Genomic DNA, 17,046 nt, shown 5'->3' on the forward strand with positions numbered 1-17,046 from the left:
CGGAGACGCCGAAGCCCAACCCGAAGCCGGACAACAAGGGAGGAAAGGGAAGCAGTTCTGTGAATGCCTCCAACTCCTATGGAGCGGCAGGCGTCGTTTCTGCGGCACAGAACGTCTCGACCCAGAAGGCGCATGTGGTGAGTGACACGACAGTGAACTTCACGCTCAAGAGAGGCAGCGCATACTGTTTCAAGATGACGGTGGTAAATGGAAACAACCAGACGCCGGGCTTTACGGTAGGCAACGGCAGCGTTCTCAAGACGCAGTTTGTGGCAAAGGCTGGAAACGATTACTACTACAGAGTCTATGCAACCGGCACACCGGGTCAGAGCACGGGCGTTTACACGACACTGCCGGGGCAGAACGCGGTGAAACACTGCACGGTGACCATTGGTTGAATGCCGGGCACCAGTGAAGGGTGTAAACCATTCGATCCAGCAATCGCTGATGGAGGAGAGCCAGCGTAGGAACGCTATAGGCGCGAAAGGCGCTGTGCGTCTACCGGGCTAGGGTAGGGGCTTTACACGACCCTGCCGGGGCAGAAAAGCCACCAAACACTACGCATAACCGTTGGTTGAATCACGGATACTTGCGAAGGGCATAAGGCATTCGATCCAGCAACCGCTGATGGAAGAAAGCCAGAGTAGGAAACGCCATAGGTGCAAAAGGCGCCGTGCGTCTACCTGTGCTAGAATACAAACGTCTACACGACACTGCCAAGGCAGAAAGCAGTGAAGCACTGCACGGTGACCATCGGTTGAATGTAGGACACTTGCGAAAGGTATAAGCCATTCGATTAAGCAACCGCTGGTGGAAGAAAGCCTGTGTAGGAAACTCCCAAGGAGCGAAAGACGCTGTGCATCCACCAGACTAGGACACTGGCGTCTATACGACCCTGCCGGGTTAGAATGCGGTGAAACACTGCATGGTGATGGTAGCTATGAGGCTTCGGAAAGAAAAAAGAATATGGAATATCTCTGACAGATAGCTTTTCTACATGTAAATATAAACGTATATCCTAATCGCATGTAGATGATTTGCCTCTCATGAGAGCGAATACATAGGAAAGCCAAAGCGGAGATATTCCACCGATATGGCCCAGCAGGAGCATTCGCAAACGGGAATGCTCCTGCTGGGTCAAACTTTTTACAAGCATAGGAATACATCGTATGATGACGATTTATGTAGTAACGGTTGAAAGAACGTGGGTAACCTCTTGGGGATGGTATAAAATTTGTTTCCACTAGAAATCCGGTAACAATCGATGAATACCGGAATCATCTTTGGGAAAGGGTGAAAGAAACCTGTATCCAATCAAGGCCTGGCAGTCAATGGCATGGAACTTCCGTAGACATCGACCATTCGATCAAGTAACTGGCTGCTGGAAGAGAGACCGTGTAGGAAACACCATAGGAGCGAAAGACGTTATATGTCCTAAATTGATGCAAAAATATTGAAATCAAGTTACAGAAAGAAGAAAACAGCTCGTATTCAATCAAGTATCTGGCAATCGATAACAGGGAACTTCCGTAGGAGGCGCCGTATAAAGGACATTGTGTGTCTGAATTGGATAGAAACATTGTAATTGTATTATAGGAAAAGTAGAAGTAACCGATATTCAATCAAGTGACCGGCAATTGGTAACAGGGAACTTTCGTAGAAGGACATCGAAGGCGCGAAAGACGCGATGTATTCGTTTATGATAGGTGAACATAAGAATTAAGTTGTAGAAAAGGTAAAAATAGTTGGTATCCGATCAAGTGTCTGGTAATCGATAACAGGGAACTTCCGTAGGAGGCGCCGTATAAAGGTCGTTTTGCGTCTGGAGTTGATGGGAAAACATTGGAATTGCATTATAGGAAGAGTAGAAATAACCGGTACTCAATCAAGTGTCTAACGGTCAATAGTAAGGGACTTCCGTAAGAAATGCCGAAGGCACGAAAGACGCTGTACATTTGTGGGAGAAGAAGGGCATCTACTGCCCTATCGCATAGCCGATGTGTTTGTAAAAGGACAAGCCTAAAGACAGAAACCAAACATACGGATAACCGTCTTGAGAAGAGAGGGAGCATTCAAGGGACGGTGTGGGTTCAGACGACCCTGGTGGAACGCAATTGAACAAAGGCAAAAGACCCGCTTCGGTTTTAGTCGGAACGGGTTTCTTTTGTGTGTTTGCAAGGTAGAGAATAAAGAGAATTGTACAGTCTGTTTTCGGATAGTCACGATACCCCTCTATAAAATGATGAACATCAATCTAAAAAAGTAATTTATACACACAGATTGACTGAATTAGCCACACAGGTAAATTATTCCTATATACAATAATATTTTGCATAATATAATAAAATTTCTTGTCATAAACCGGAAATTCTATTGACATTATTAATATAACCTGCTTTAATTGTACTAACAGCTAAAGTCAATAAATATCTTAACCGGCCAGAATGTGCTTCGGTTTAAAAAGGGAGATGAGAATGGACTCACATCGTTCAAAGGCAAGCGTAATATGGCGGCTGGAATGGGGATTTCAGCTGGACGGTTTGTTCTGCTTAGAAAATGGGAAATTTAATGGGAATCTTTACGCTCCAACAAGATGAAAGAGATCATTTCTTCTTGGACGAATGTACGCCATACATTCCTATTGTTCTACAGACCAAAAGTTTTAGGAGGAGAAAGGATAAGGATCATGAAAAGGACCAGACAGATTATCGCATGGATTCTGACCGTAGCGATCATGTCGATGAGCTTAGGGGTTATTCCCGCAAGTGCTTTGGAACAGACAGCTTCTGATGGCTATCCTGTTGGGATAAGTGCGGTTACAACAGGTGGTAATCCGCTGCAGGATGCGACCATTACATGTAGTTCAGAAGATGCAGACCACATAGCCAATGGGGAACAGACAGGTCCCGCCAAATATCTTGTCGATGGTGACAAAAAGACCCGTTGGGCGGCAACGTCCAGAGGAAATGAATGGATAAAGTTTGATTTTGGCGAACCCAAAGAGATTGGTTCCCTGATTATTACCTGGGAAACCGCCTTTGCCAGCGATTATTCCATTTTCGTTTCTAACGACGATCAGGAATACACCAGCGTATTCCATGACACTCCCAGTTCCAAACCGGGTGAGATGCCTATTGTCATCAACCAGACTTGCCGGTATCTGAAATTGACCATGGACAGTGCCGGTACGGGATATCCCTATTCAATTTATGAGATGGAAGCCAGGGATGCCGGTACTATCATCACGGACTTGAAGACTGCCTCAGCGGAAACCGTCGTGGGAATCGCTCCCGAACTCCCTGAAAAAGTGACCGCAACCTATTCCGATGGGAAACAATCCGATTTGAAGGTAACCTGGAATGCTATCCCTGCTAAAAATTACAGCAAGGTTGGTACTTTCGAAGTATTGGGCGCAGTCAGCGGGACCGATCTTCCGGCCAAATGTGTTGTAACGGTTTATCCTGCGGATGAGAGCCAATATCTGCGCTTGGCAAAAAAACAGGTTGGCGGAAGAGTTTTGGTTCCATCTGCCGACTATGCGGATGAGCAGGCTATTGCAGAAGCAGCTACGGAGGTTGCCCAGGAAAAGATCACCCTGGGAGATACGATTGCCAATGTGACTTGGGAAGAAGACCGCTATGTATTGACCTTGACAAACGGTGGGGAAACATATACCCTGGACCCCTTTACCGTGAGTCTACCCACCGAACGGGATACCAGTGGCCGGTTTGATCTTATGGAAGAACGAATCGAATTTGCCCGTCAAATTGGCGATGAGGGTGTGATTCTTCTAAAAAATGAGAATCAAACACTGCCATTGACAGAGAACGATCAAGTTGCTGTGTTTGGACGCATGCAAGTGGATACCATCCGAGGCGGTTTAGGCGCAGCGTATATGAATCCCGCCTATGAAGTCAATGTGTTGGATGGTATGCGAAATGTGGGAATCCATGTGGATGAAACCTTGGCTGAGATTTATGAAACCTGGTGCAATGACCCTGCCAACAAGAAGGAAGAGGTCATCTATACCAGCGACCGCTTTTTCCCTGAAATGCCTCTGACCGAGGAGCTGGTCAAGGAGGCCAAAGAACGAAACAATAAGGCGGTTGTGGTGATTGGCCGTATCGTGGGCGAAAACAACGACATGCAAAACAACAAGGGCGGCTGGCTTTTGACCGACGAAGAAACGGAAATGCTCCAACTGGTCACGAAATACTTTGACCAAGTCACTGTGGTCTACAACAATGGTGTTGTAGCGGATATGGAATTTGTAGAGGATATGGGAATCGAAGCCTTGGTCTTCATGGGATACGGCGGCCAGGAGGGCGGCAATTACGTTGGCGATATTCTTTCCGGTAGGGTGACCCCATCGGGAAAACTGACGGAAACCGTTGCTAAGAGCTTTGACGCCTATCCTGCTGATGGTTTCAGCGGAAGTACCACCCAGAAATATACGGAAGACATTTTTACCGGTTACCGTTACTTTGAAACCTTTGATCCCGATTATGAAACAGTCCGCTATCCCTTTGGCTATGGCCTGTCCTATACGGATTTTGCGATCTCCAATGTCACCGCTAGCCAGGTAGGGACCCACATAGAGGTTTCTGCTACAGTCACGAACACAGGTGATTTTTATTCCGGAAAAGAAGTTGTGCAGGTTTATTACAGCGCTCCACAAATGGGAGAAGGCGACGCTGTGCTGGGAAAACCCGGAAAGGTATTGGCTGCCTTTGGTAAGACCAAACTGTTGGAACCCGGCGAGAGCCAGACCATGACTTTGTCCTTCCCCATTTCGGATATGGCGAGTTATGACGACACAGGCGTAACAGGACACAAGAATGCCTGGCTCTTGGAGGCAGGGGACTACAAGGTCTTTGTGGGAAATTCCATCCGCGATGCTGGAAGCCGCATGGTCTACACGTACAATCAGCCAAACTTGCGTGTGATTGATGAAGATCTGACCCAATTGGATACCATGTTGAATGAGCGTCTCTTGGCGGATGGAACCTACGAAGAACTGGAAGTCATTGAGATTCCCGGCCAGATCAATGTCAAGGATGACATTGTCAATCAGGCAGAAGTGGAAAATTATAAATCAGCCGGAGCGGGCGTAATCGAAAGGGACGGCGCGCTGTCTATTCCTGAAAATGAGTCCGTGACATATCAGTTACAGGTGGTCAAAGGAGGTAAATATCAGCTCAAGTTGGCATACACCAACAATGGTGAAGCAGTAAAACTCAATGATGCACTGGCCATATTCGTTGGTGGAAACCAAGTGAACATCGATGACTCGCTTGTACTGGAAAGCGGTGAACATTTGGAAACGGCTGCTATCCAGGTTGGTTTCCCGACGGGAGATGTTGCGTTCGAGTTCACTGGAAAGGCAGCTGCAGACATTTTGTGGGATAGTTTCACGTTGGAACGCGACAACGATGCCGATGTGGTCAACGATATTCCTGCCGATGGTATTGGCAAAGTAGAAGGCGAAGACTATGTAGATGCTTCCGCCGGAGTCCGCTATGAAGATTTTCAGGACGATGGACAGGGCCAGCCCGGCAGCTGCTTGTCCAACATGCGTGCTGGTTCCCGTGTCAACTACAAATTAAACGTGGAGGAGACTGGAACGTACCGCATGGTGGTCCACTATGCGGCAGTTGGGGAGACTAAGCTGAACAGTACAGCGATCTTCCTGATTAACAATATCACGCAGGCATTCGACGACAGCATCTCCTTTAAAAACACAGCTATTTCGGGAAACACCTATTACAATTTTGTGGATCTGGAACCTCTGACTGTGATTTTGCCCAGCGGTGAGGCGACACTTACCATCGAATCGCAGATTGCAGCGTTCCCCAATATCGACTACATCACCTTTGAAAAAGTGGAGACCCCAGCAGCCAAGACCAATGCGGCTGTCAATAGTCTCTCTACAACAGCCGAAGAACTATCTTTTGAGGATGTGGCTGAAAATCCGGAACTGATGGATACATTTGTCTCTCAGCTTACGGTGAATGAGTTGGCGACCCTGGGAAGTGGTCAAGGAAATGTGGCACCCAATACCAACACGGGTTCAATCGGGAACATTCCGTCTTTGGGAATTCCCGGTGTACAAACTGCGGATGGTCCCACAGGTGTTCGTTTGAACGATATTACCAGCCCTGTTGCCTGGCCTGCGACCAATGTCATGGCCAGCTCTTGGAACGAAGAACTGTGTGAAGATTATGGACTGGCCTTTGGCAAAGATATCAGGGCCTATGATGTCAACTGTATCTTGGGCCCCAGCATCAATATCCAGCGCAATCCTTTGGGTGGGCGCAACTTTGAATACTACGCGGAAGACCCCTATCTCACGGGCAAGCTGGGTGCTGCTGTGACCCGTGGTATCCAGTCCGTGGGCGTGGCAACAGCTGTGAAACACTTTGCTGTAAATTCCACCGAATTTAGCCGTTTGGCCTCGAACAGCCTTGTTTCCTCCCGCGCGATGCGTGAGATCTACTTGAAAGCGTTTGAAATTGTCATTAAAGAAGCTGACCCATGGTCGATCATGACCTCCTACAATTTTGTCAATGGAACCAAGGCTGCTGAGTTGGAGCCTATGATGAATGAAATTGCCCGTGGAGAGTGGGGCTATGATGGAGTATTTATGACCGACTGGGGAAATGACTCCAATATCGTCAAGGAAGTTTTGGCGGGCGGCGATGTGAAAATGCCCAGCGGCGATTCCAATGCTCTGGTCAATGCGGTCAACGAAGGAATCCTAGACCGCGAGACTTTGGAAGCTGCTGCGGTCCGTCTCTTGAATCTGGCGCTCAAGACGGACAGTTTGCGCGATGAGGAAGCTATTGACCATTTGGCTGTCGGGAAACCTGCTCAAGCGTCCAACACAGAGAGTGCCGATCACAGTGCCGCAGGCGCCGTAGATGGCCTGATGTCGACCCGTTGGGCAACCGGATCGGTCAACCAATCCTCTCAGCCGTGGTTCCAGGTGGACTTGGGCGATGTACAAGACTTGGGATATATCCGTATTTCTTGGGAGCATGCTCCGAAATCTTATGCGATTCAGGTCTCCAGCGACGGTGCTGCATTCACCGAAGTAGCGAACCATACGACAACTGCAGCCAGCGGAGGAGACAATGATAAACAGGAATTTGACCTGTCCAATGTTTCCGGCCGTTATGTGAAGATGCAGGCAACAGAACTTTGGGATGAATGGGGAGCCAGCATCTATGAATTTGAAGTATATGACAGCGACTATGTGCCGCCTGCAGAGGAAGAAGATACTTATGTTGTTTTGACTCGGAATGCGGTAGTCTCTGGGGAAAGTACTGGACTTAAAGAAGGAGACGAAGTGACAGTTACTGCAAATGATGCTCCAGAAGGGTATCATTTTACAGGATGGAGCACGGTCGGCCTGACACTTACCCCGGAACAACGGGTTTCCTCAGAACTGAACTTTACAATGCCCGCGAATAATGTAATCTTAACGGCGGATTTTGCTAAAAACCAGAAGCCGGACGAACCGAAGGAGCCGCAGTTGTTGACCGTACAGTGGAGCAGCAATGCAGCGGTGGAAGTGGAAGGAAATGCAGATGTGGTGATCTCCACGGATGCAATCTACGGCGCGAAAGTGATGCCGGGCGAAGAGCTGACCTTTACCTTCACCCCGACCGACGGCGCGTTCGCCAGTGCACAGCTCAACGGAGAGGACATCCCGTTTGAACCAAACGGCTTTACGTACACCTACACGATGCCGAATGAGAGTGCAAGCCTGCGCTTTACCTTTACGAAGGTGGACAAGGACATCTTGAAGATTGTCCTAGATGAGGCGAACAAGGTAACGCAGGAGGACATCGACCGCCTGGTACCGGAAGTGCGGGAACTCTTTGTGAATGCCCGGACCAACGCACAGGAGGTCTACGACGATCCAGCCGCAACCCAGGAGGAGGTCAACCAGGCCTGGGACGAGCTGCTGGAAGCGATGCACCTATTGGAATTCGAGGAAGGCGACAAGGAAGTGCTGCTGCCGCTGATCGAAATCGCAGAGCAGTTGGCGGAGAAACTGGATGCATTCAAGCCGAGCAGCACGGAGGGCTTTGAGGAAGCGCTGAATGAGGCAAAGGACGTCTATGCCGAGGAGAACCCGCTGAAGGCGGAAGTGGACAAGGCATATGAGAACTTGCAGAAGGCGATTGAAAATCTGAAATACCGTGCAGACCTGTCGGTGCTCCAGACCGTGGTCGATGAAGCGAATAGCCTGGATATGGACAGTTATATCCAGGACGAGGCATTCCAGACCTTTAATGGAGTGCTGGAAGATGCAGAGACGATGCTTGGGAATCCGGAAGCTGGACAGGAAGAAGTGGATGCAATGGCGCAGAAGCTTGCGGAGGCAATGGCATCCCTGCGGAAGATCCCAAGCAGAGAAGAGTTGCAGAAGCTCATCGAAGAGACAGAAGCGATCGACTTGAACGGCTATACGGACCGCAGTGTGGCAAACCTGGAGGCGGCGCTACAGGTAGCAAAGGCAGTCGCCGGGGATGAAACCGCAGACAACCAGACAATCGCAAAGGTATATGTGAATCTGGAAACAGCTGTAGCAAGTTTGGAGAAGGCGGAGACGCCGAAGCCCAACCCGAAGCCGGACAACAAGGGAGGAAAGGGAAGCCGTTCTGTGAATGCCTCCAACTCCTATGGAGCGGCAGGCGTCGTGTCTGCGGCACAGAACGTCTCGACCCAGAAGGCGCATGTGGTGGGTGACACGACAGTGAACTTCACGCTCAAGAGAGGCAGCGCATACTGCTTCAAGATGACGGTGGTAAATGGAAACAACCAGACGCCGAGCTTTACCGTGGGCAATGGCAGCGTTCTCAAGACGCAGTTTGTGGCGAAGGTTGGAAACGATTACTACTACAGAGTCTATGCAACCGGCACACCGGGCCAGAGCACGGGTGTCTACACGACACTGCCGGGACAGAATGCGGTGAAACACTGCACAGTGACCATTGGTTGAATGCCGGATACCAGCGAAGGGCATAAGCCATTCGATCCAGCAACCACTGCTGGAAGAGAGCCTGCGTAGGAACGCCATAGGCGCGAAAGGCGCTGTGCGTCCACCGAACCAGAGTATGGGCGTCTACACGACCCTGCCGGGACAGAATGCGGTGAAACACTGCACAGTGACCATTGGTTGAATGCCGGATACCAGCGAAGGGCATAAGCCATTCGATCCAGCAACCACTGCTGGAAGAGAGCCTGCGTAGGAAACTCCCAAGGAGCGAAAGGCGCTGTGCGTCCACCGAACCAGAGTATGGGCGTCTACACGACCCTGCCGGGACAGAATGCGGTGAAACACTGCACGGTGACCATTGGTTGAATGGCGGACACTTGCGAATGACATAAGCCATTCGATCAAGTCTGCTGGCAGAGAACCAACGTAGGAAACACGAAGGTACGAAAGACGCTGTGCGTCTACCGGGCTAGGGTAGGGGCTTTACACGACCCTGCCGGGGCAGAAAAGCCACCAAACACTACGCAGTAACCGTTGGTTGAATCACGGATACTTGCGAAGGGCATAAGGCATTCGATTAAGTAACCGCTGGTGGAAGAAAGCTTGTGTAGGAAACTCCCAAGGAGCGAAAGGCGCTGTGCATCCACCGGGCTAGGGCATGGGCACCTATACAACACTGCTGGGGCAGAATGCGGTGAAACACTACACGATAATCGTTGGTTGAATGCCGGATACCAGTGAAAGGCATAAGCCATTCGATCTAGCAACCGCTGATGGAAGAGAGCTTGTGCAGGAAACGTCATAGTCACGAAAGGCGCTGTGCGTGCACCAGACTAGGACACTGGCGTCTATACGACCCTGCCGGGTTAGAATGCGGTGAAACACTGCATGGTGTAGCTATGAGGCTTCGGAAAGAAAAAAGAATATGGAATGTCTCTGACGGATAGCTTTTCTACATGTAAATGTATATCCTAATCGTATGTAGATGATTTGCCCCCATAGGAGCGAATACATAGGAAAGCCAAAGCAGAGATATTCCACCCCATATGACCCAGCAGGAGCATCCGCAAACGAGAATGCGAATAACCCCTGCTGGGTCAAACTTTTTACAAGGTATAAGAATGTATCGTATGGTGACGAACTGTGCAGGAACAGTTGGACGGATGTGGGGTATCTTTTAGGGACGGCATAAAAGTTGTTCCCACCAAGATAAAATGAAAATAATCCGTAAATATCGGAATCGTGTTATGGAAGGAGTAAAAATAGCTGGTATCCAATTAAGTGTCTAGCGGCTAACGGCAGGAAACTTCCGCGGGGAGCGCCATAGATGCAAAAGACATTGTACATCCACCGGGCCAGAGTACGGGTATCTATACGACACTGCCAAGGCAGAAAGCAGTGAAGCACTGCACGGTGACCATTGGTTGAATGTAGGATGACTTGCGAAGAGCATAAGCCGTTCGATTAAGCAACCGCTGCTGGAAGACAGACCGTGTAGGAAACACCATAGGAGTGAAAGACGCTATACGTCCCCGATTGATAGGAGGGAATTGAAATCAAGTTACAGAAAAAATGAAGGTAGTTCGCATTCGATCAAGTATCTGGCAATCGATAACAGGGAACTTCCGTAGGAGGCGCCGTATAAAGGACATTGTGTGTCTGAATTGGATAGAAACATTGTAATTGTATTATAGGAAAAGTAGAAGTAACCGATATTCAATCAAGTGACCGGCAATTGGTAACAGGGAACTTTCGTAGAAGGACATCGAAGGCGCGAAAGACGCGATGTATTCGTTTATGATAGGTGAACATAAGAATTAAGTTGTAGAAAAGGTAAAAATAGTTGGTATCCGATCAAGTGTCTGGTAATCGATAACAGGGAACTTCCGTAGGAGGCGCCGTATAAAGGTCGTTTTGCGTCTGGAGTTGATGGGAAAACATTGGAATTGCATTATAGGAAGAGTAGAAATAACCGGTACTCAATCAAGTGTCTAACGGTCAATAGTAAGGGACTTCCGTAAGAAATGCCGAAGGCACGAAAGACGCTGTACATTTGTGGGAGAAGAAGGGCATCTACTGCCCTATCGCATAGCCGATGTGTTTGTAAAAGGACAAGCCTAAAGACAGAAACCAAACATACGGATAACCGTCTTGAGAAGAGAGGGAGCATTCAAGGGACGGTGTGGGTTCAGACGACCCTGGTGGAACGCAATTGAACAAAGGCAAAAGACCCGCTTCGGTTTTAGTCGGAACGGGTTTCTTTTGTGTGTTTGCAAGGTAGAGAATAAAGAGAATTGTACAGTCTGTTTTCGGATAGTCACGATACCCCTCTATAAAATGATGAACATCAATCTAAAAAAGTAATTTATACACACAGATTGACTGAATTAGCCACACAGGTAAATTATTCCTATATACAATAATATTTTGCATAATATAATAAAATTTCTTGTCATAAACCGGAAATTCTATTGACATTATTAATATAACCTGCTTTAATTGTACTAACAGCTAAAGTCAATAAATATCTTAACCGGCCAGAATGTGCTTCGGTTTAAAAAGGGAGATGAGAATGGACTCACATCGTTCAAAGGCAAGCGTAATATGGCGGCTGGAATGGGGATTTCAGCTGGACGGTTTGTTCTGCTTAGAAAATGGGAAATTTAATGGGAATCTTTACGCTCCAACAAGATGAAAGAGATCATTTCTTCTTGGACGAATGTACGCCATACATTCCTATTGTTCTACAGACCAAAAGTTTTAGGAGGAGAAAGGATAAGGATCATGAAAAGGACCAGACAGATTATCGCATGGATTCTGACCGTAGCGATCATGTCGATGAGCTTAGGGGTTATTCCCGCAAGTGCTTTGGAACAGACAGCTTCTGATGGCTATCCTGTTGGGATAAGTGCGGTTACAACAGGTGGTAATCCGCTGCAGGATGCGACCATTACATGTAGTTCAGAAGATGCAGACCACATAGCCAATGGGGAACAGACAGGTCCCGCCAAATATCTTGTCGATGGTGACAAAAAGACCCGTTGGGCGGCAACGTCCAGAGGAAATGAATGGATAAAGTTTGATTTTGGCGAACCCAAAGAGATTGGTTCCCTGATTATTACCTGGGAAACCGCCTTTGCCAGCGATTATTCCATTTTCGTTTCTAACGACGATCAGGAATACACCAGCGTATTCCATGACACTCCCAGTTCCAAACCGGGTGAGATGCCTATTGTCATCAACCAGACTTGCCGGTATCTGAAATTGACCATGGACAGTGCCGGTACGGGATATCCCTATTCAATTTATGAGATGGAAGCCAGGGATGCCGGTACTATCATCACGGACTTGAAGACTGCCTCAGCGGAAACCGTCGTGGGAATCGCTCCCGAACTCCCTGAAAAAGTGACCGCAACCTATTCCGATGGGAAACAATCCGATTTGAAGGTAACCTGGAATGCTATCCCTGCTAAAAATTACAGCAAGGTTGGTACTTTCGAAGTATTGGGCGCAGTCAGCGGGACCGATCTTCCGGCCAAATGTGTTGTAACGGTTTATCCTGCGGATGAGAGCCAATATCTGCGCTTGGCAAAAAAACAGGTTGGCGGAAGAGTTTTGGTTCCATCTGCCGACTATGCGGATGAGCAGGCTATTGCAGAAGCAGCTACGGAGGTTGCCCAGGAAAAGATCACCCTGGGAGATACGATTGCCAATGTGACTTGGGAAGAAGACCGCTATGTATTGACCTTGACAAACGGTGGGGAAACATATACCCTGGACCCCTTTACCGTGAGTCTACCCACCGAACGGGATACCAGTGGCCGGTTTGATCTTATGGAAGAACGAATCGAATTTGCCCGTCAAATTGGCGATGAGGGTGTGATTCTTCTAAAAAATGAGAATCAAACACTGCCATTGACAGAGAACGATCAAGTTGCTGTGTTTGGACGCATGCAAGTGGATACCATCCGAGGCGGTTTAGGCGCAGCGTATATGAATCCCGCCTATGAAGTCAATGTGTTGGATGGTATGCGAAATGTGGGAATCCATGTGGATGAAACCTTGGCTGAGATTTATGAAACCTGGTGCAATGACCCTGCCAACAAGAAGGAAGAGGTCATCTATACCAGCGACCGCTTTTTCCCTGAAATGCCTCTGACCGAGGAGCTGGTCAAGGAGGCCAAAGAACGAAACAATAAGGCGGTTGTGGTGATTGGCCGTATCGTGGGCGAAAACAACGACATGCAAAACAACAAGGGCGGCTGGCTTTTGACCGACGAAGAAACGGAAATGCTCCAACTGGTCACGAAATACTTTGACCAAGTCACTGTGGTCTACAACAATGGTGTTGTAGCGGATATGGAATTTGTAGAGGATATGGGAATCGAAGCCTTGGTCTTCATGGGATACGGCGGCCAGGAGGGCGGCAATTACGTTGGCGATATTCTTTCCGGTAGGGTGACCCCATCGGGAAAACTGACGGAAACCGTTGCTAAGAGCTTTGACGCCTATCCTGCTGATGGTTTCAGCGGAAGTACCACCCAGAAATATACGGAAGACATTTTTACCGGTTACCGTTACTTTGAAACCTTTGATCCCGATTATGAAACAGTCCGCTATCCCTTTGGCTATGGCCTGTCCTATACGGATTTTGCGATCTCCAATGTCACCGCTAGCCAGGTAGGGACCCACATAGAGGTTTCTGCTACAGTCACGAACACAGGTGATTTTTATTCCGGAAAAGAAGTTGTGCAGGTTTATTACAGCGCTCCACAAATGGGAGAAGGCGACGCTGTGCTGGGAAAACCCGGAAAGGTATTGGCTGCCTTTGGTAAGACCAAACTGTTGGAACCCGGCGAGAGCCAGACCATGACTTTGTCCTTCCCCATTTCGGATATGGCGAGTTATGACGACACAGGCGTAACAGGACACAAGAATGCCTGGCTCTTGGAGGCAGGGGACTACAAGGTCTTTGTGGGAAATTCCATCCGCGATGCTGGAAGCCGCATGGTCTACACGTACAATCAGCCAAACTTGCGTGTGATTGATGAAGATCTGACCCAATTGGATACCATGTTGAATGAGCGTCTCTTGGCGGATGGAACCTACGAAGAACTGGAAGTCATTGAGATTCCCGGCCAGATCAATGTCAAGGATGACATTGTCAATCAGGCAGAAGTGGAAAATTATAAATCAGCCGGAGCGGGCGTAATCGAAAGGGACGGCGCGCTGTCTATTCCTGAAAATGAGTCCGTGACATATCAGTTACAGGTGGTCAAAGGAGGTAAATATCAGCTCAAGTTGGCATACACCAACAATGGTGAAGCAGTAAAACTCAATGATGCACTGGCCATATTCGTTGGTGGAAACCAAGTGAACATCGATGACTCGCTTGTACTGGAAAGCGGTGAACATTTGGAAACGGCTGCTATCCAGGTTGGTTTCCCGACGGGAGATGTTGCGTTCGAGTTCACTGGAAAGGCAGCTGCAGACATTTTGTGGGATAGTTTCACGTTGGAACGCGACAACGATGCCGATGTGGTCAACGATATTCCTGCCGATGGTATTGGCAAAGTAGAAGGCGAAGACTATGTAGATGCTTCCGCCGGAGTCCGCTATGAAGATTTTCAGGACGATGGACAGGGCCAGCCCGGCAGCTGCTTGTCCAACATGCGTGCTGGTTCCCGTGTCAACTACAAATTAAACGTGGAGGAGACTGGAACGTACCGCATGGTGGTCCACTATGCGGCAGTTGGGGAGACTAAGCTGAACAGTACAGCGATCTTCCTGATTAACAATATCACGCAGGCATTCGACGACAGCATCTCCTTTAAAAACACAGCTATTTCGGGAAACACCTATTACAATTTTGTGGATCTGGAACCTCTGACTGTGATTTTGCCCAGCGGTGAGGCGACACTTACCATCGAATCGCAGATTGCAGCGTTCCCCAATATCGACTACATCACCTTTGAAAAAGTGGAGACCCCAGCAGCCAAGACCAATGCGGCTGTCAATAGTCTCTCTACAACAGCCGAAGAACTATCTTTTGAGGATGTGGCTGAAAATCCGGAACTGATGGATACATTTGTCTCTCAGCTTACGGTGAATGAGTTGGCGACCCTGGGAAGTGGTCAAGGAAATGTGGCACCCAATACCAACACGGGTTCAATCGGGAACATTCCGTCTTTGGGAATTCCCGGTGTACAAACTGCGGATGGTCCCACAGGTGTTCGTTTGAACGATATTACCAGCCCTGTTGCCTGGCCTGCGACCAATGTCATGGCCAGCTCTTGGAACGAAGAACTGTGTGAAGATTATGGACTGGCCTTTGGCAAAGATATCAGGGCCTATGATGTCAACTGTATCTTGGGCCCCAGCATCAATATCCAGCGCAATCCTTTGGGTGGGCGCAACTTTGAATACTACGCGGAAGACCCCTATCTCACGGGCAAGCTGGGTGCTGCTGTGACCCGTGGTATCCAGTCCGTGGGCGTGGCAACAGCTGTGAAACACTTTGCTGTAAATTCCACCGAATTTAGCCGTTTGGCCTCGAACAGCCTTGTTTCCTCCCGCGCGATGCGTGAGATCTACTTGAAAGCGTTTGAAATTGTCATTAAAGAAGCTGACCCATGGTCGATCATGACCTCCTACAATTTTGTCAATGGAACCAAGGCTGCTGAGTTGGAGCCTATGATGAATGAAATTGCCCGTGGAGAGTGGGGCTATGATGGAGTATTTATGACCGACTGGGGAAATGACTCCAATATCGTCAAGGAAGTTTTGGCGGGCGGCGATGTGAAAATGCCCAGCGGCGATTCCAATGCTCTGGTCAATGCGGTCAACGAAGGAATCCTAGACCGCGAGACTTTGGAAGCTGCTGCGGTCCGTCTCTTGAATCTGGCGCTCAAGACGGACAGTTTGCGCGATGAGGAAGCTATTGACCATTTGGCTGTCGGGAAACCTGCTCAAGCGTCCAACACAGAGAGTGCCGATCACAGTGCCGCAGGCGCCGTAGATGGCCTGATGTCGACCCGTTGGGCAACCGGATCGGTCAACCAATCCTCTCAGCCGTGGTTCCAGGTGGACTTGGGCGATGTACAAGACTTGGGATATATCCGTATTTCTTGGGAGCATGCTCCGAAATCTTATGCGATTCAGGTCTCCAGCGACGGTGCTGCATTCACCGAAGTAGCGAACCATACGACAACTGCAGCCAGCGGAGGAGACAATGATAAACAGGAATTTGACCTGTCCAATGTTTCCGGCCGTTATGTGAAGATGCAGGCAACAGAACTTTGGGATGAATGGGGAGCCAGCATCTATGAATTTGAAGTATATGACAGCGACTATGTGCCGCCTGCAGAGGAAGAAGATACTTATGTTGTTTTGACTCGGAATGCGGTAGTCTCTGGGGAAAGTACTGGACTTAAAGAAGGAGACGAAGTGACAGTTACTGCAAATGATGCTCCAGAAGGGTATCATTTTACAGGATGGAGCACGGTCGGCCTGACACTTACCCCGGAACAACGGGTTTCCTCAGAACTGAACTTTACAATGCCCGCGAATAATGTAATCTTAACGGCGGATTTTGCTAAAAACCAGAAGCCGGACGAACCGAAGGAGCCGCAGTTGTTGACCGTACAGTGGAGCAGCAATGCAGCGGTGGAAGTGGAAGGAAATGCAGATGTGGTGATCTCCACGGATGCAATCTACGGCGCGAAAGTGATGCCGGGCGAAGAGCTGACCTTTACCTTCACCCCGACCGACGGCGCGTTCGCCAGTGCACAGCTCAACGGAGAGGACATCCCGTTTGAACCAAACGGCTTTACGTACACCTACACGATGCCGAATGAGAGTGCAAGCCTGCGCTTTACCTTTACGAAGGTGGACAAGGACATCTTGAAGATTGTCCTGGATGAGGCGAACAAGGTTACGCAGGAGGACATCGACCGGCTGGTACCGGAAGTACGGGAACTCTTTGTGAATGCCCGGACCAACGCGCAGGAGGTCTACGACGATCCAGCCGCAACCCAGGA

Annotated in this window: 3 protein-coding genes; all 3 read left to right on the forward strand. The window is 48.9% G+C overall.

Annotation, left to right across the window (positions count from 1 at the left end; genetic code table 11):
• A partial coding sequence (locus B9Y59_RS00395) for a hypothetical protein (RefSeq protein WP_158088890.1) occupies positions 1 to 398 on the forward strand: 398 nt, incomplete at its 5' end.
• A gap of 2,288 nt (positions 399 to 2,686) precedes the next feature.
• On the forward strand, positions 2,687 to 9,010 hold the full coding sequence (locus tag B9Y59_RS00400; RefSeq protein WP_158088891.1) for a discoidin domain-containing protein: 6,324 nt from the start codon (positions 2,687 to 2,689) through the stop codon (positions 9,008 to 9,010).
• Between the two features lie 2,781 nt (positions 9,011 to 11,791).
• The coding region (locus tag B9Y59_RS15535; RefSeq protein WP_198945575.1) for a discoidin domain-containing protein at positions 11,792 to 17,046 on the forward strand (5,255 nt) is incomplete at its 3' end.

The organism is Anaeromassilibacillus sp. Marseille-P3371 (genome assembly GCF_900169665.1).
Lineage (GTDB): Bacteria > Bacillota > Clostridia > Oscillospirales > Acutalibacteraceae > Anaeromassilibacillus.